Source organism: Microbacterium salsuginis (assembly GCF_012524205.1).
GTDB classification, from domain to species: domain Bacteria; phylum Actinomycetota; class Actinomycetes; order Actinomycetales; family Microbacteriaceae; genus Microbacterium; species Microbacterium salsuginis.
This window is the reverse complement of record NZ_JABACI010000001.1, coordinates 929,115-945,983: the sequence shown is the minus strand read 5'-3', so window position 1 is coordinate 945,983 and position 16,869 is coordinate 929,115. Positions and strand designations below refer to the sequence as shown.

General features: G+C 69.7%; 14 protein-coding genes. 5 read left to right on the top strand and 9 right to left on the bottom strand.

Translation table 11 applies throughout. The features are described 5' to 3' along the window. Nucleotides 1–9: 9 nt before the first annotated feature. On the top strand, nucleotides 10–2,136 hold the full coding sequence (locus HF576_RS04605) for a S9 family peptidase (RefSeq protein ID WP_168911558.1): 2,127 nt from the start codon (nucleotides 10–12) through the stop codon (nucleotides 2,134–2,136). Nucleotides 2,137–2,199: 63 nt separating this feature from the next. Here the strand turns inward: HF576_RS04605 and HF576_RS04600 are convergent, their stop codons facing one another. Together HF576_RS04600 and HF576_RS04595 are read right to left on the bottom strand one after the other, a co-directional pair. Next, a complete protein-coding gene (locus tag HF576_RS04600) occupies nucleotides 2,200–2,385 on the bottom strand; it encodes a DUF1918 domain-containing protein (protein ID WP_168911557.1) in 186 nt (61 codons plus the stop codon). 62 nt (nucleotides 2,386–2,447) lie between these two features. After that, nucleotides 2,448–2,672, bottom strand: coding sequence for a hypothetical protein (locus tag HF576_RS04595; protein ID WP_168911556.1), 225 nt, complete (start codon nucleotides 2,670–2,672; stop codon nucleotides 2,448–2,450). Nucleotides 2,673–2,744: 72 nt separating this feature from the next. On the opposite strand from HF576_RS04595, the gene HF576_RS04590 reads away from it, so the two are divergent. After that, the gene (locus HF576_RS04590) at nucleotides 2,745–3,662 is read left to right on the top strand and encodes an aldo/keto reductase (protein ID WP_168911555.1); all 918 of its coding nucleotides are present in this window, start codon (nucleotides 2,745–2,747) and stop codon (nucleotides 3,660–3,662) included. A gap of 53 nt (nucleotides 3,663–3,715) precedes the next feature. Here HF576_RS04590 and HF576_RS04585 read toward each other — a convergent pair whose 3' ends face one another. The 7 genes from HF576_RS04585 to HF576_RS04555 form a co-directional block, all read right to left on the bottom strand. Next, nucleotides 3,716–4,132 carry a VOC family protein gene (locus HF576_RS04585; protein ID WP_168911554.1) on the bottom strand — a complete coding sequence of 139 codons (417 nt, stop codon included), beginning with the start codon at nucleotides 4,130–4,132 and terminating at the stop codon, nucleotides 3,716–3,718. Between the two features lie 129 nt (nucleotides 4,133–4,261). Continuing rightward, nucleotides 4,262–5,275 (bottom strand): DNA-3-methyladenine glycosylase family protein, encoded by a 1,014-nt coding sequence (locus HF576_RS04580; protein ID WP_205834720.1) that lies wholly within the window; start codon nucleotides 5,273–5,275, stop codon nucleotides 4,262–4,264. A 61-nt stretch (nucleotides 5,276–5,336) separates the two neighbouring features. Beyond that, entirely contained in the window at nucleotides 5,337–6,080 is a 744-nt protein-coding gene (locus HF576_RS04575; protein ID WP_168911553.1) for a winged helix-turn-helix domain-containing protein, read from the bottom strand. A gap of 438 nt (nucleotides 6,081–6,518) precedes the next feature. Next, nucleotides 6,519–8,549, bottom strand: coding sequence for a beta-galactosidase (locus HF576_RS04570; protein ID WP_168911552.1), 2,031 nt, complete (start codon nucleotides 8,547–8,549; stop codon nucleotides 6,519–6,521). A gap of 56 nt (nucleotides 8,550–8,605) precedes the next feature. Next, complete coding sequence (locus HF576_RS04565; protein WP_168911551.1) at nucleotides 8,606–9,505, bottom strand: carbohydrate ABC transporter permease; 900 nt, start codon at nucleotides 9,503–9,505, stop codon at nucleotides 8,606–8,608. After that, nucleotides 9,502–10,434 carry an ABC transporter permease subunit gene (locus tag HF576_RS04560; protein WP_168911550.1) on the bottom strand — a complete coding sequence of 311 codons (933 nt, stop codon included), beginning with the start codon at nucleotides 10,432–10,434 and terminating at the stop codon, nucleotides 9,502–9,504. Before HF576_RS04560 ends, HF576_RS04565 begins: the two co-directional genes overlap by 4 nt. Nucleotides 10,435–10,505: 71 nt before the next feature. Beyond that, a complete protein-coding gene (locus HF576_RS04555) occupies nucleotides 10,506–11,798 on the bottom strand; it encodes an ABC transporter substrate-binding protein (protein WP_205834718.1) in 1,293 nt (430 codons plus the stop codon). A gap of 231 nt (nucleotides 11,799–12,029) precedes the next feature. Between HF576_RS04555 and HF576_RS04550 the strand changes: the two genes are divergently transcribed. Genes HF576_RS04550 through HF576_RS04540 form a run of 3 tightly spaced genes read left to right on the top strand, consistent with a single transcriptional unit; the run spans nucleotide 12,030 to nucleotide 16,799 of the window. Then, entirely contained in the window at nucleotides 12,030–13,049 is a 1,020-nt protein-coding gene (locus HF576_RS04550) for a LacI family DNA-binding transcriptional regulator (RefSeq protein ID WP_168911549.1), read from the top strand. 58 nt (nucleotides 13,050–13,107) lie between these two features. Continuing rightward, nucleotides 13,108–15,345 (top strand): alpha-xylosidase, encoded by a 2,238-nt coding sequence (gene yicI / locus HF576_RS04545; RefSeq protein WP_168911548.1) that lies wholly within the window; start codon nucleotides 13,108–13,110, stop codon nucleotides 15,343–15,345. 5 nt (nucleotides 15,346–15,350) lie between these two features. After that, nucleotides 15,351–16,799, top strand: coding sequence for a GH1 family beta-glucosidase (locus HF576_RS04540; protein ID WP_425522974.1), 1,449 nt, complete (start codon nucleotides 15,351–15,353; stop codon nucleotides 16,797–16,799). The last annotated feature ends 70 nt before the right edge of the window (nucleotides 16,800–16,869 follow it).

Below are 16,869 nucleotides of genomic sequence, written 5' to 3'. Positions count from 1 at the left end.
CGTGGAGCCATGGCGACCCCTTCCGACTCCACTCCGTTCCACGCGCTCACCGAATACATCGCGCTTCCGCGAGTGGAGGCGCTGGCGCTGTCGCCGGATGGCCGGTCCGCCGTTCTCACCGTCGCCGCCTTGAAGAAGGACGCGACCGGCTACGAGCGGTCACTGTGGGCGGTGCCCGCCGACGGCAGCGGCGCACCGCGGCGTCTCACCCGCTCCGCGAAGGGCGAGAGCGGCGCGGCCTTCACCGCCGACGGCGACCTGCTGTTCGTCTCCGCCCGCGCCGACGGAGACGGCGACGAGGAGTCCGGGCAGCTGTGGGTGCTTCCGGCCGCCGGTGGCGAGGCGCGCCCCGCGACCCGCTTGGCCGGGGGCGTCGACGGCATCGCCGCCACCGCCGAAGCCAGCGAGCGGGTCGTGATCGCGGCATCCCTCCTTCCCGCTTCCGACTCCCTCGAGGCCGACGCCGCCCTGCGCGCACGGCGCAAGGAGAAGAAGGTGTCGGCCATCCTGCACGACGCCTACCCCGTGCGGTACTGGGACCACGACCTCGGCCCCTCCCAGCCGCACCTGCTCGCACTGGACCTCGACGACCTCGCCGACACGATCGCGGCGGTGGTCGCAGAGACTGCGGAGGAGGATGCGGCGGATGCCGATGCCGCTCCGGCATCGGAGGCTGCGGCGTCCCATCACGAGCCCTATCCCGCGACGCTGCCTCGCCCGCGCGACCTGACGCCGCAGCCGGGCCGCTCGGCCGACCATGCCGAGGCGGCGCTGACGCCGGACGGTGCGACGCTCGTGGTGTCACTCGAACGACACGAGCAGCGCAGCGGCCGGCGCGTGATCGTGCGCATCGACACCGCGACCGGCGAGCAGCAGACGCTCTTCGACGAGGGAGGCGTCGACTACGAGATGCCGGCGATCAGCCACGACGGAACGCGTCTGGCGTATCTGCGCACCGAGAAGAGCACGCCGCAGGGCCCGACCGACTACGAGCTGTGGGTCGCCGACCTCGACGGCGCGGCGGCGCGCCGGATCGCCGAGGGCTGGGACCGCTGGCCGAGCTCGTTCGTCTTCGACGCGGATGACTCGGCGCTGATCGCGACGGCGGATTCGGACGGGCGCGGGCCGGTCTTCCGCATCCCACTGGACGGATCGACGCCCGCGCAGCTCACCCACGACGACTTCGCGTACTCGCACGTCGCGGTCGACCGCACGAGCGGGGCACTCGTGGCTCTGCGTTCGTCGTGGGTCGTGCCGCCGCATCCGGTGCGCATCGCACGCGACGGTGCCGTCACCCCGCTGGTCACTCCGGCGCCTGCGCCCACCGCGCCCGGCACGATCACCGAGGTCGAGACGACCGCCGAAGACGGCGCGCGCGTACGCGGGTGGCTGCTGCTTCCCGATGGCGCGTCGGCGGATGCCCCGGCCCCGCTCCTGCTCTGGATCCACGGCGGTCCGCTGAACAGCTGGAACGCCTGGAGCTGGCGATGGGCGCCGCTGCTGGCGGTCGCGCAGGGCTACGCGGTGCTGCTGCCGGACCCGGCGCTGTCGACCGGATACGGGCTGGACTTCATCGCCCGAGGCTGGAACAGCTGGGGAGACAAGCCCTACACCGACCTGCTGTCGATCACCGACGCGGTGACCGAGCGCGACGACATCGACCAGACGCGGACCGCGGCGATGGGCGGATCGTTCGGCGGCTACATGGCCAACTGGGTCGCCGGTCACACCGATCGGTTCCGCGCGATCGTCACGCACGCGAGCCTGTGGGCGCTCGACCAGTTCGCCGGCACGACCGATGGATCGGACTACTGGCAGCGGATCTTCACGCCCGAGGCGATGCTCGAGCACTCACCGCACCGGTTCGTGCGCGACATCCGCACGCCGCTTCTCGTGGTCCACGGCGACAAGGACTACCGCGTGCCGATCGGCGAGGGCCTCCGGCTGTGGTCCGAGCTCGCCGAGCACCACGCCGACGAGGACGGGCGGATGCCGCACCGTTTCCTGTACTTCCCCGACGAGAACCACTGGGTGCTCAAGCCCCAGCACGCGGTCGTCTGGTACGAGACCGTCTTCGCCTTCCTCGCCGAGCACGTCCGCGGCGAGGAGTTCGTGCGGCCCGAGCTGCTCGGCTGAGCCGGTCGGTCCGGGCGCCGGCGCCGGCTCGGTGCCGGACGTACCGCGGACTCGACGCCGGCCTCAGGGAGCGTGCCGGATCTCGCAGTCGCTCCCGGGTGACAGGATCGCCTCATGGCCGTCGTCGTAACGTACGACCAGCAGCGGATTCGCCTCGCTTCCGCGGACCTCGACGACCTCGCCGGCGCGTTCGGCCGCACCGACGACTCGCCCGTGGATGATCACGCGGTCGCCCACACGTGTCTGCATGCGGACCACCTCCTGGCGGCCACGATACGACGCTCCGGGCGTGTTGTGTAGGGTCGCCCGCGTCAGATCTGGGCGCCGTCGTCGTCGCGGTTCTCGAGGCCGACGTTGCGCCCTCGCCACGACTCGTACGCCATGAGCCACCCGATCGATACCGCAGCCGCCAGCACCACCCCGAGCAGCACGTTCCCCCAGATCAGTCCGAAGACGATCCCGAGCGTGAACATGAGCGCTGTTCCGGCTGCCCAGCCGGAGTGCCCCCGGGTCCAGCCTCTGCCCCTCGATGCCATGGCCACAGCCTACGGGGCCCCGGGGCGATCGGTAGGTTGGAGGCACCGACCGCGCGATACGAAACGGATGTCATGGCCCTCAACGTCAGCCCGCTCACCCTCGGAACCTCCGGCCTCGGCCGCAACACCGAACCCGGTTCGCCCGAAGAAGAGGCCGCGGTGGCGATCGCCATCGACCTCCTCAGCAGCAGCCACGGTTTCGCCGACACCTCGAACAACTACTCCGGGGGCCGCTCTGAGGCGGTCCTGGGTCTCGCGATCGCCCGCATCGGACCGGATGCCGCGACCCGGGTCATCTCGAAGGTCGACGCCGACCCCGAGACCGGGGCCTTCGGCCGCGAGCGCGTGATGCGCTCGTTCGAGGAGACGATCACGCGGCTGGGCGTGGACCGCCTCCCGCTGCTGCACCTGCACGACCCCTACACGGTGACCTTCGAAGAGGCGATGGGCCCGGGCGGCGCAGTGGAGGCGCTGGTCGAGCTTCGAGAATCGGGTCGCGTCGACGGCATCGGCGTGGCTGCCGCGCCCGTGCCGCTGATGGCCCGCTACGTCGGCACCGGAGTGTTCGACGCGGTGCTGATCCACAACCGCTTCACGGTGGTGGACCAGTCCGCCGGGGTGGTGTTCGCCGACGCGCAGGAGCGCGGGATGACGGTCTTCAACGCGGCACCCTTCGGCTCGGGCATCCTCGTCACGGGGCCCCGCGAGGGCGCGATCTACGACTACCGTCCCGCGACGCCGGAGCTCATCGCGTGGGTGGAGCGACTCGAGAAGATCTGCGTCGCTCACGGCGTCTCGCTGCCGGCAGTCGCGCTGCACTACTCACTGCGGTCGCCGCTGGTCGATTCGACCGTCGTCGGGGTCGCGTCTCCCGGTCGCCGCGCACAGCTGGACGAGCTCGCGGCGACTCCGATCCCGGAGGAGCTGTGGGCAGAGCTGGAGGCACTCGGCCCGGCACCCTCACCGATCGACGACAGCCGCTACGCCTGAGCCGCGGCTGCGTCCGGTGCGACAGGCTCGCCCATCGCACCGGACAGGCCGCGTCAGTCCTGCGCCGGGTCGATCGAGATCATCCAGTCGATGCCGAACTTGTCGGTCAGCATCCCGAACTTTCCACCCCACGGCGGGGTGTCCAGCGGCATGACGATCGTCCCGCCGTCGGCGAGCTTGTCCCAGTAGCCCTGCAGCGACGTCTCGTCGTCGCCGCTGACGGACACCGAGATGCCGGCGGGCTTCTGATACTCCATCCCCGAGGGCGTGTCCGCCCCCATCAGCACGAAGCCGTCGGGACTGGTGAGCTGGGCGTGCATGATGAGGTCGTTCTCGGCGGGGTCCTGCACCATGCCCTCGTACTCGCCGAACGTGTTGACGTCGAGGTCGCCCCCGAACACGCTCTGGTAGAAGGTCATGGCCTCGCGGGCCTCGTTCTTGAAGGACAGGTACGGGTTGAGGCTGGGCATAGTGAACTCCTGGACGTAGAAGATGGATGCCGCGCCCGGCCGCGTGGCCCGACCCAGTGTTCTCCGGGCCTCCGACATCCGCAACGCTCCCCGCATGACCGGCGAAGGAACGCCGGTCGACGGCGAAGATCAGCGCGTGCGGTGGTCTTCCGGGTGCAGGCGCGGACCGCGCCGTGGCTCATGGATGCCGCTCGCGCCGATCAGCCGGATCACCCGCTGACGGTGACCCGCCCACGGTGCCAGGAGCTGCAGCATCCCGTCGTCGTCCACGCGGCGACCCGTCAGCGCATAGCCGACCTCGTGGGCGAGGTGGTAGTCGCCGACGCTGACCGCATCGGGATCTCCGAACGCCCGGATGCGCGTCTCGGCCGAGGTCCAGGGGCCGATCCCCGGCTGGCTGATCAGCACGCGGTCCACGGCCTCGCCGTCTTCGGCGGCGTGCAGCGCGCGAACGAGCGAGTCACCCCGTCGCGCCGCGCGCACCACGGTCTGGGACTGCGGGGGCTCGAGTCCTGCCCGATGCCAGGCCCACGACGGCACGTGCTGCCAGCCCTCGATCGTCGGCGGTGCGAACATCGGCGTGGGCGTCGGGCCGGGGGCGCGCTCGCCGCACCACGTCACGATGCGACGCCACGCACCGAACGCCTGCATGCCCGTGACCTTCTGCTCGAAGATCGCGCTGACGAGCGCGTCGAACACCAGATCGGTGCGTGAGAGCCGGATCCCCGGGTTGCGGCGGTGCGCGTCGGCGATGAGCGGATGCCGCGAAGCGTCGAAGTCGCCAGGCTCGTCGTCGGCTCCGCACAGGGCCGGGAGCATGCTCAGCGCCCATTCACGCCCGGGACCCCACGCCGCTCCGCGGATGACGCCGGGGTGGGTCTCGCGGATCGCGAGGGTCGCGATGCCCATCGGCGTCCGGCTCGCCCACCAGATCACCGACCCCGAGACGGACATCGTGGGGTCGCCGGCGCCGTGGCGCTGATACAGCACCGTGCGTCGAAGATCCAGCGGATGCCGCGGCCGGTACTCGGTCTCGAGCGGTCGGCCGTGGTCGGGTCTCGGGTCGCGCGCACCCCTGCGTGAGCGTTCGGCGTACGCCGCGGCATCCCTCGTCCGAGGAATGCGCGAGAGCGACGTCGTCATGCCCTCACCCTACGCGCCGCCTCCCGACATCTCCGTCTCGGGGCGCCTGGATGCGCGCGGATCAGAAGCGGTCGGGCGACGGGGTGCCGTGGCCGTAGCGGATCACGACGTCGGCGTGGCGGTCGAAGCGGTAGCCGACGCCGCGCACGGTGCGCACGATGTCCTCGTAGCGGCCGAGCTTGGCCCGCAGTCGCCGCACGTGCACATCGATCGTGCGCTCGCCCGGTGCCTCCTCCTCGGTCGCGCCCTGCCACAGCGACGTGACGAGTTCGGTGCGCTCGATGGTGCGGCCCTCGCGCAGCACGAGGTACTGCAGCAGCTCGAACTCCTTGAAGGTGAACGCGGCGGACTCGCCGTCGATCAGCACGCGCTTGCGCGAGATGTCGACGACGACCCCGCCGGCATTGCGGTCCTCGTCCTCGGGCTCGTCCTGCTTGGTGCGGGCGATCGCCGACGGCTCGTGCAGCGCGAGCCGGACGACGTCGACATCGCGGCCGCCGGCGCCCACCGGAGCGAGGGCCACGGTGGCGTAGGTCTCGGCAGCGGGCGCGAGCTCTGCGATGGTGCGGCGGAGTGCGTCGACGAGCACGCCGAGGTTGACGCCCGCGGCCGCGGCCTTGGCCTCGTCGAGGCCGACGTAGAGCGCGAAGCCGCGAGGGGCGGTGCCGGCGGGAAGGTTGCGGCCGGCAGGCTGGGCCGGCTCGGGCGTCGGCGCCGCGGGTGCTTCGACGCGGGCGGGGTGGTTGACGGCGCGCAGGTGGCGGGCGGTATCGGCGGGGCGGTCGAGGAGGGCGGTGGTCGACATGATGATGGTCCTTGCGGGAGGAACCCGGTGTGCGAGTGCGGGTTCGGATGTGCTGCGGCCAGGATCGGCCGGGGCCCGAGGAAGGCCGGTGCCCGACGGTGGGCTTATGTGCGAAGCGACAGCGGGCGTGCGTGATCGACGCGCGGTCCCGGTGCTTCGGGGGACAGCCTCGACCGTGTTCAGAAACGGGGGAGGCGTCCGGCGGGGGTCACCGTGCTAGTGGCACATTCGACAACACATGACGACGCCACCGGCCATCATCATGCCGGCAGTCCCGTTCGCCTCCCAGGCGGACAGAGAGCGTGCGTTGTCAGTCATGTGGCCGATTATGACGGAATGGGTCTGAATGCGTCAAATCGCACGGATGCTGCGGCCCGATGATGACGCAATGTGACAGATTGCTCGCTCGCCGCGACGCCCCAGCGGTGGCCCCAGGTGTCAACCGGCCTCCGCCGGCGTGATCTGCCACTCCGAGCGGATCTCGCGGATGACTGCGACCTCTCCCGCGGCGAGCGTGAACGCGTCCGCGGCGCCGCTGATGAGATCGGTGCCGCGTCCTTGGACACGCACAGGCGCATCGCCATGGTGGAGGAGGAAGAGGTAGTCCGACGCCGCACCGCGCCGACGGACCGCCTCGACCCCGAGCGCGATCGCTCCGGGCACGGTGGGACGGATGCCGCGCGCCGAGGCGAGTTCTGCGAGGAGGGCATCGCGCGCCGGCTGCGTCAGCCGCGTGGAGATGTAGGTGGCGGTCCCCGCGCCGTGACTGCGACGGGTGATCGCGGGAGACCCTGCGAGCGGACCGGAGGCGTAGGTCGCCACGGCGTCTGCGCCCTCCAGATGGACTCGCTCGCTCCACAGCTCGCCTTCCACGCCGCCCGACAGTGCGATCCGCTCGTCGTCGGCGAGGGGGCGGATCTCTTCCACCCGGATGCCGAGGAGATCGCGCAGCATGCCTGGATAACCGCCGCGCACCACCTGCTGCGACGGGTCGGCGACCCCGGTGAAGAAGGAGATGACGACGTGCCCGCCGGAGGCGGCGTACTCGGCGAGCCAGGCCGCGGTGTCGGGATGCATCGCGTACAGCGCGGGCACGACCAGGAGTCGATACCGGCCTGCGTCGGCGCCCGGGCGGACGAAGTCGACCGGGAGGCCTGCCCGCCAGAAGGAGCGATGCGTCGCGCGCACCTCGTCGGCGTAGTCGAGCGCATCGGTGGGCAGGTGGGGGGTCTCGAGCGACCACCACCCCTCCGCGTGCCACACGATCCCGATCTCGGCCTCCAGGACACGCCCGTCAGCGGGGGGCTCCGCGACTTCGCCGATCTGCTCGAGCATCTCACCCAGGCGGACGATCGCCTCAAAGCTGCGGGAATCCCCGCCGGCGTGCGGCACCATGGCGCCGTGCCAGACCTCGGACCCCGCCGCGCCCGCGCGCCACTGGAAGAAGAGTGAGCTCTGCGAGCCGCGCGCGATGTAACCGATCGAGTTGCGGATCATGCGGTCCGTCTCTTTGACGAACGTGCGATCACCCACGCGGATGCCGGTCGCGTTCTGCTCCATCAGCACCCACGGTCCGCCCGCCCACGAGCGGGTCAGGTCCGAGCCATAGGCCACGTGGGTCTCACCGTCCGGTCCGGGAGTGTCGAGGTAGTGGTCGACCGAGACGAAATCCTGGGCGTCGCTCCACGCCCACTGCTCGAGGTGGTTCCACGTCGGCAACATGAAGTTCGTGGTCATCGGCGCGGGCGAGCCGGTCGATCGGATCTCGTCCACCTGCTCACGGAAGGCCGCGAGCATCTCGTCGGAGCAGAAGCGCTTGAAGTCGACCAGCTGTGCGGGGTTGTGCAGGTACTGCGTCTGCTGCGGCGGAAGGATCTCGTCCCAGCTCCCGTACCGCTGCGACCAGAACGCGGTGTACCAGGCGGCGTTCAGCTCATCGAGCGTGCCGTACTTCTCCTGGAGCCACACGCGGAATGCCCGCGCAGCATGCGGGCCGTGGTCGATCGTCCCGTACTCGTTGTGGATGTGCCAGCCGCGCAGGCCTGTGTGGCGGCCATAGCGGTCCGCCAGGAACCGGGCGACGCGTCGAGCCGCGCTGCGGTACGCGGGCGCGCTGATCGCGTAGGTGTCTCGCGATCCGTGAAGCACAGGGGTGCCGTCCGCCCGGAGCGGAAGCGCGTCAGGGTGCGCGACGGTGAACCACGGCGGCGGAGATGCTGTGGGCGTCGCCAGGAAGAATCCGATTCCGGCATCCGTGAGCATCGCGATGATGTCGTCGAGCCAGGACGCATCGAACTCACCTTCGCGCGGCTCCAGGGCGGCCCATGAGAAGACGCCGATCGTGACGGTGTTGACCTTCGCCCGCTTCATCAGCGCGATGTCCTCGGCCCACACCTCGCGCGGCCACTGCTCAGGGTTGTAGTCGCCGCCGAAGAGCAGACGGCCAGGGCTGAAAGGCGGGTTCGACATGGTGCGGGAGTCTCCTGGGTGGCTCGGAATCGGCATCGGGGACGGTCTGGCCGGCGTCATCCTTTCAGGCCGCCGCTGACGAGGTCGAGTCGCCAGTAGCGCTGAAGGACCAGCATCATGATGATCAGGGGGATGATCGACACCGCGGCGCCGATGATCGCCAGGCTGTAGAGCGACGGCGTGCCGGACCCCTTCGACAGCAGGGTGTAGAGCCCGACTGTCAACGGATACATCTGCTCGTCCGAGAGCATGATGAACGGCAGCAGGAAGTTGTTCCAGATCCCGACGAATTGCAGCAGGAAGATCGTGACCATGCCGGGCACCATCATCGGGAGCACGATCGACCGGAAGATGCGCCAGTCGCCCGCACCGTCGATGCGCGCGGCCTCCATCGTCTCGGAAGGCACCGCGGAAGCGGCGTAGACGCGGGCCAGGAAGATGCCGAACGGGGAGATCAGCACGGGCAGCAGCACCGACCAGTACGTTCCCGCGAGTCCGACCTGAGACATCAGCAGGTACTGCGGGATGGCGAGTGTGATGCCCGGCAGCAGCACGCCGGCGAGGATCGCGTAGAACCACACCTGCCGCCCCGGGAACTCGTACTTTGCGAGCGCGAACCCGGCCATCGTGGAGATGAGGGTGGAGAGCGCGGCGCCCACCCCCGCGAAGATCAGGCTGTTCATCGCCCACAGGCCGAACAGGCCGCCGCCGTAGCTGAACAGGTCCGACAGGTTGTCGAGCAGACCGGTACCCGGTACGAAGGTGAACGTCGTGAAGAGCTCGGTGTTCGACTTCGTCGACGCGGTGAGCACCCACAGCACGGGGATGAGGCAGTAGACGGCGCCGAGGATCAGCACCGCCGTGGCGATGAACGCCCGGGGCCGGCGCCGCTTCGGAGCGATGCTCGACTCGACCGAGACGCGGCTGGTGCGCACGGGGGCGACGGCGGTGGTCATTCGTTTCCTCCGAACGCGCTCTTCTGCGTCGCACGCAGCAGAAGAACGGACAGCAGCAGCGTGCCCAGCGCCAGCACGACCGACGAGGCCGCGGCGAGGGACAGGTCATCGCGGGTGAAGGCGTCGCGGTAGATCTTCATGAGCGGCACCCAGGTCTGCGAGATCTCGTTGGTCATCGGGCGGAGCGTCTGCGGCTCGCCGTAGACCTGCAGGGTGCCGATGAGTGCGAACAGGCCGGTCAGCACCAGGGCCGGCGCGACCAGCGGGATCTTGATGCGCCACGCGATGTTCCACTCGCTCGCGCCGTCGATCCGCGCGGCCTCGTAGATCTCGCTCGGAATGCCGCGGAGCGACGTGTAGATGATGATCATGTTGAAGCCGATCCCGCCCCAGATCGCGATGTTCGCCACCGACGGATAGAGCGAGGCGCCACTGAGGACGACCAGATCGGGAAGGCCGAACTGATTCAGGATCCAGTTGAGCGGACTCGTCGAGGGCAGGTAGAGGAAGCCCCACAGCAGCGAGGCGATGACCCCCGGCACCGCATAGGGGATGAAGATCGTCGTGCGCGAGAACCGCGCCGCGCGCACTCCGGGCAGATCCAGGAGCAGCGCGAAGAGCAGGGCGAGACCGAGCGTGAGCGGGATCGCGATCAGGCCGTAGATGGCCAGCCGGCCGAATCCCGCGAGGAACTCGGGGTCGGTGAAGGTCCGGATGTAGTTGTCCAGGCCGACCCATGTCTCTTCGCGCACGCCGAAGGGTCCGCTGCCGGTGACGCGCAAGCCGCGGAAGCTCAGGTAGATCGCGTAAGCGATCGGAATCGCGAGGAACGCGATGAACAGCACGCCCGCGGGCATGAGGAACGCGTACGGGGCGGCCCAGCGCGGCAGGCGACGAGCCGCGGGACGGATGCCGGGTTCGGCGGTCACGGCGATGCTCTCCTTAGGGATCGGTGGAAGACGCGGATGCCGGCGGCCGGTGCCGCCGGCATCCGCACAGGTCAGCGGGTTTCGACCGTGAAGCCCGACGTCTCCATGTCTTCCACGACGACCTCTTCGGTCTCGGTGAGGGCATCACGCAGCGGCGTGCCGTTCGTCACCGCGGCCGACATCGCGTCCTGGAACGCGCTGGAGGCCACGTTGACGTTCGGGCCCCACGTGATCTCGGGGATGGTGTCGGCGGCGATCTGCGCTGCGATCTCCCAGTAGTCGGTCTGGCTGGACATCAGCGCGGGCGGCTCGCTGTCGAGCGTGAGCTGCTGGCCGGCGAGCGACGCGGGGTACTGGCCCTCTTCGATCTGGATGGCGGATGCCTCTTCGGACGCGCCGATCCATGCGGCGAACTCCGCCGCTGCCTCCGGATGCTCCGTCGAGGTGGTGACGACCGCGGCCGAACCGCCCTGGAAGGCCACGGCCGAGTCGCCCTCGGTCCACTGGGGAAGGGGCGCCATGGCCCACTGGCCCGCCATGTCGGCGGCGACGCCGTTGATCACGCCGGCCGCCCACAGGCCCGCCGGCCACGAGAGGATGTTCCCCTCGTTGAGCTGAGCGTTCCACTCCGGCGTGAGCAAGGGCTCGGCCTTCACGAGATCGCGATCGATCAGGTCCTGCCAGTAGACCGCGACGGCGACCGAAGCCTCGTCATCGAATCCCACGGTCCACGCGTCGCCGTCGACCGTCCACCACTCGGCGCCGGCCTGCTGCGCGAGACCGGCGAAGCCGCCGAACTCGGCCGGCGCGAACGTCGTGATGTAGGCGTCGGGGTCTGCGGCGCGCACCGCCGCCGCGGCGTCCGCGAACTCGGCCCACGTCGTCGGAACGGCGATGCCGAGCTCGTCGAACCGGGCCTTGTTGTACGTCAGGGCCTGGGGGCCGGCATCCTGCGGCACGCCGTAGCTTGCGCCGTCGAACGTCGCCTGGCTCCACACGCCCGGGGCGTACTCCTCCTCGAGGTCGCCCACCGCGTCGCTGATGTCGGCGGCCACGCCGGCGACGATCATCGCCGGCAGGGTGTTGTACTCGACCAGAGCGACATCGGGTGCGTTGCCGGCCCGCGTCGCGGTGACGAGTTTCGCCGACGAGTCCGTGCCGCCGCCGGCATCGGTGTGCTTCACCTGGATGTCGGGGTGCGACGCGTTCCACGCGTCGACGAGAGGCTTCTGCGACGTGCCCCATGCCCAGTATTCGAGCGTGATGGGACCGTCGCCTTCCGACCCGCTCCCACCGCCCGCGCAGCCCGAAATCGCCAGCGCGGCGATCGCGATCGTCGTTCCCAGAAGGGCCCGTCGCTTCATATGCACATCTCCCTCGACATGTGATTGCTGTGTGGAAACCGACACCGGTTTCAGTATCGAAGCGCTTCCGCGAAGCGTTTCGATAAGTACATTAGACAGAGGGGAACGAAATGTGCAACCCTTCATCGAACGCGGATTTCTGCAGCAGAGGACGTCCGCAGACAGCGAAGTCGCGTGAAATCGAAGCGCTTACGCTGATTTCCGCCCCTTGACGATGACGATGGAACTCGAATGGCAAAGATTCACGAAGTGGCGCAGGCCGCGGGAGTGTCGATCAGCACGGTGTCGTACGCGCTGAGCGGCAAGCGCCCGGTCTCGGCGGCCACGCGCGCGCGCATCGAGGCGGCGGCTCAAGCGCTGGACTACGCACCCAATGCGGGCGCCCGCATGCTCGCGGGTCGCCGGACCCACATCCTCGCGCTGACAGAACCGCTGCGTCCCGATACGCACGCTCCCACGCATATGGCCTTCGTCCTGGCCAGTTCCATTGCCGCGCGCCGGAACGACTACGACGTGCTGCTGCTCACCGACGAGCAGGCGTCCGCCGGCATGCGACGTGTGGCGACGAGCGGGCTCGCCGACGGCATCATCGTGCTGGACGTCGCGCCCGACGACGAGCGCGTCGAACTGGCCCGCCGCATCGATCTTCCGACGGCTTTCGTCGGAGTGCCCGACGACAGCGAAGGCCTGATGTGCGTCGACCTCGACTTCGAGCGCGCAGCCGGCGACGCCGTCGACAAGCTGGTCACCGCGGGGCATCAGGTGATCGGACTCGTCGGACATGCGCCCAGCGCGTATCAGCTCTCCAACTTCCCGCCCCGGGTGCGCGACGGGTACTCCGCTGCCGCGCAGGCCGCGGGCGTGCGGGCGGAGTTCCGCATGCTCGAGGGTGAGGGCGATGTTCAGACGCTGGCGCGGCGGGCGGCAGGCGAGCTCCTCGACGCCGGCGCCACCGGCATCCTGCTGCACTGCCACGACACCGCGCATGCCGCCGTCCTGAGCGAGGTGCACGACCGCGGACTGGAGGTGCCGCAGGACGTCTCGATCATCTCGGTCGGATCGACGTTCGACACCGGCGCGTTCGCCACGCCCCTGAGCGCCTACCCGCTCGTTCCGAAGCTGTCGTGCGACCTCGCCGTCGAGCTGCTGGTGCAGAGCCTGTCGGGTGAGCCGCCCGAGCCGGGAGTGCGACTCATCGCCCCCACCTATCTCGACAACGGGTCGGTCGCCACACCGCGCGCCGCCCGCTGACACGCTTTCGCGATCGCGACACACACCCGGCCGCTCGAGGCCGAAGAGGGAGACATACGTGAAGTTCACCGACGGGTTCTGGCAGCTTCGGCCCGGCGTCGAGGCCCTGTACGCCCAGGAGGCGTACGACATCTGGCACGCGGACACCTCGGCCGACGGTGAAGCGCTGGTCGTGACCGCGCCGACGGCGGTCATCGCCAAGCGCGGTGACACGCTCAACCGTCCGGTGCTGTCCGTGACGCTCTCGTCTCCGCTGGAAGGAGTGGTGCGGGTGCGCATCGCCCACCACGAGGGCGGTGCTTGGCACGGCGGCTTCGAGCTGACCGGTGCCGCTCAGGGCGGAGCGGGCGTGGGGACCATCACCGACCAAGGCGGGGTGCTCACCACCGGCGGTCTCACCGCACGAGTGACCCCCGGGGCGCCGTGGAATCTGTCGTTCGAAGTCGACGGGCGCCGCGTGACCGGCAGCGGCCACAAGGCCCAGGGCTACATCCGCCTGTCTCCCGATGCGCAGGTCGACCCGGGGATCGTGCGCAATGCGCGGGCGGGCGTCGAGGTGCCGCGGGCCGACACGTTCGTGCACGAGCAGCTCGACCTCGGCGTCGGCGAGCTCATCTACGGTCTCGGCGAGCGCTTCGGTCCGCTCGTGAAGAACGGTCAGACGGTCGACGTGTGGAACGCGGACGGCGGCACGTCCAGCGAGCAGGCGTACAAGAACGTGCCCTTCTACATCTCGAACCGCGGGTACGGCGTGCTCGTCAACGACCCGGGACACGTCTCGTACGAGATCGGCTCCGAGGCCGTCGAGCGCGTGCAGTTCTCGGTGCCGGGCGAGGTGCTCGAGTACTTCGTCATCGCCGGGCCGACCCCGAAGGACGTGCTGTCGCGCTACACCGCACTCACCGGCCGCCCACCGGTCGTGCCGGCCTGGTCGTACGGGCTGTGGCTGTCGACGAGCTTCACCACCGACTACGACGAGGCGACCGTGACGTCGTTCATCGACGAGATGGCGGCGCGCGAGCTGCCGGTGTCGGTCTTCCACTTCGACTGCTTCTGGATGCGCGAGTTCAACTGGTGCGACTTCGAGTGGGATCCGCGCACCTTCCCCGATCCGGACGGCATGCTCGCTCGCCTGCACGAGAAGGACCTGCGGGTGTCGGTCTGGATCAACCCGTACATCGGCCAGCGCTCACCGCTGTTCGCCGAGGCGGCCGCGCAGGGCTTCCTCGTCACGCGGCCGGATGGCTCGGTGTGGCAATGGGATCTGTGGCAGGCCGGCATGGGACTCGTCGACTTCACGAACCCCGACGCGACGGCGTGGTACCAGGGTCACCTGCGCCGCCTGATCGACCAAGGCGTCGACTGCTTCAAGACCGACTTCGGCGAGCGGATCCCGCTCGAGGTCGACTACTTCGACGGTTCGGATCCGTCCCGCATGCACAACCTCTACACGCACCTCTACAACCGGGCCGTCTACGACGTGCTCGTCGAGGCGCGCGGCGAGGGCGAGGCGGTGCTGTTCGCCCGCTCGGCGACGGCCGGCGGGCAGTCCATGCCCGTCCACTGGGGCGGCGACTCGACGTCGACCTTCCCGTCGATGGCCGAGACCCTGCGTGGCGGGCTGTCGCTCGCGATGAGCGGCTTCGCCTTCTGGAGTCACGACATCGGGGGATTCGAAGGGATGCCGGATGCCGCGGTCTTCAAGCGCTGGACCGCCTTCGGGCTCCTCGGCAGCCACTCGCGCTTCCACGGATCGAGCTCGTACCGTGTGCCGTGGGACTTCGACGACGAGGCCGTCGAGGTCACGCGGTTCTTCACGCACCTGAAGATGCGGCTGATGCCGTACCTGTATCAGCTCGGCGTCGACGCATCGCGGACGGGGGTGCCGCTGATGCGGCCGATGCAGCTCGAGTTCCCCGACGACCCCGCGGCGGCCTACCTCGACCGGCAGTACATGCTCGGCGGAGACATCCTCGTCGCGCCGGTGTTCTCCGATTCCGGTGAGGTGGAGTTCTACCTCCCAGCGGGCACGTGGACGAGCCTGCTGACGGGCGAGAAGGTCGAGGGCGGGCGCTGGCTGCGCGAGACCCACGGCTTCCTGAGCCTCCCGCTGTACGTCCGGCCGGGCGCCGTGCTGCCATGGGGGGCGCGCACCGACCGGCCGGACTACGACTACCTCGACGGTCTCGCGCTCCGGGTCTTCCCCGGCGGGACGGGCGCGGCCGAGGTGGCCGTCACGACGCCCGACGGGCGCTCGCAGACGTTCACGGTCGATCGTGCGGAGGTGACAGAGTGAATCCCGTGACTTCGACTTCCACGCCCGTCCAGGGCAGCCCCGACTACCGCGACTCGGGTCTCGTGTTCCCGCCCGGCTTCACCTTCGGTTCGGCGACCGCCGCGTACCAGGTCGAGGGGGCCGCCGCCGAGGACGGTCGTGGACCTTCCATCTGGGACACCTTCAGCAAGACGCCGGGCAAGGTCTGGAACGGCGACACCGGCGACGTGGCGTGCGACCACTATCACCGGTGGGAGAGCGACCTCGACCTCATGAAGGACCTGGGGCTCGGTGCGTATCGCTTCTCCATCGCGTGGCCGCGTATCGTTCCGAACGGCACCGGCGAGCCGAACCAGGCGGGCATCGACTTCTACTCGCGCCTGGTCGACGGCCTGCTCGAGCGCGGCATCCGCCCCGTCGCGACGCTCTACCACTGGGATCTGCCGCAGGCGCTGGAGGATGGCGGCGGCTGGACCGCGCGCGGCACCGCCGACGCCTTCGAGCGGTACGCCGAGATCATGGGCGCGGCTCTCGGCGACCGCGTGCACACCTGGACGACCCTGAACGAGCCGTGGTGCTCGGCCTACCTCGGGTACGGCCAGGGCGGCCACGCTCCCGGTCGCCACGAGCCGGCCGCCGCGCTCGCGGCGGTCCACCACCTCAACCTCGCGCACGGCCGCGCCGTCCAGGCGCTGCGGGCGACCTCGACGGGCGATCCGGACTATTCGATCACGCTCAACTTCCACGTGCTCCGTGGCCTGGGCGACGACGCGGCCGAGGCGGTCCGCCGTGCGGATGCCCTCGCCAACCGCGCATTCACGCACCCGCTGCTGAAGGGCGAGTACCCGGCGGATCTGCTCGAAGACACAGCATCCGTCACCGACTGGTCCTTCGTGCACGACGGGGACCTGCAGACGATCAACCAGCCGATCGACGTGCTGGGCGTCAACTACTACTCGACCGCGACGGTGCAGCTGTGGGACGGCGTCTCGCCGAAGCAGATGAACGACGGCCATAAGGGGGTCGCCGGAGGCACCGCGTGGCCCGGCAGCGACCACGTGCTCGAATTCGTCGAGCAGCCCGGGCCGTACACCGCGATGGGCTGGAACATCGCACCCGAGGGCCTCGAGGAGCTGCTGCTCTCGCTGCGCGCGCAGTTCCCCGACCAGCCGCTGATGGTCACCGAGAACGGTGCGGCGTTCGACGACGTCGTCGCCGAGGACGGCTCGGTGCCCGACCCGCTGCGGCTCGACTACCTGCGGCGCCACTTCACGGCGGCGCACCGGGCCATTCAGCGCGGCGTCGACCTGCGCGGGTACTTCGTCTGGTCGCTGCTGGACAACTTCGAGTGGGGCTACGGCTATGCGAAGCGATTCGGTATCGTCCGCGTGGACTTCGACACGCTCGAGCGCACGGTGAAGGACAGCGGGCACTGGTACTCCCGGCTGGCCAAGACGGGTGTCCTACCCGAGTGATTTGGTGGCTCCCGGCGACGGCCCTGGGAGTCAGCCGGGATCTCGCCGGGCGATCGCCGCGACATCCCGC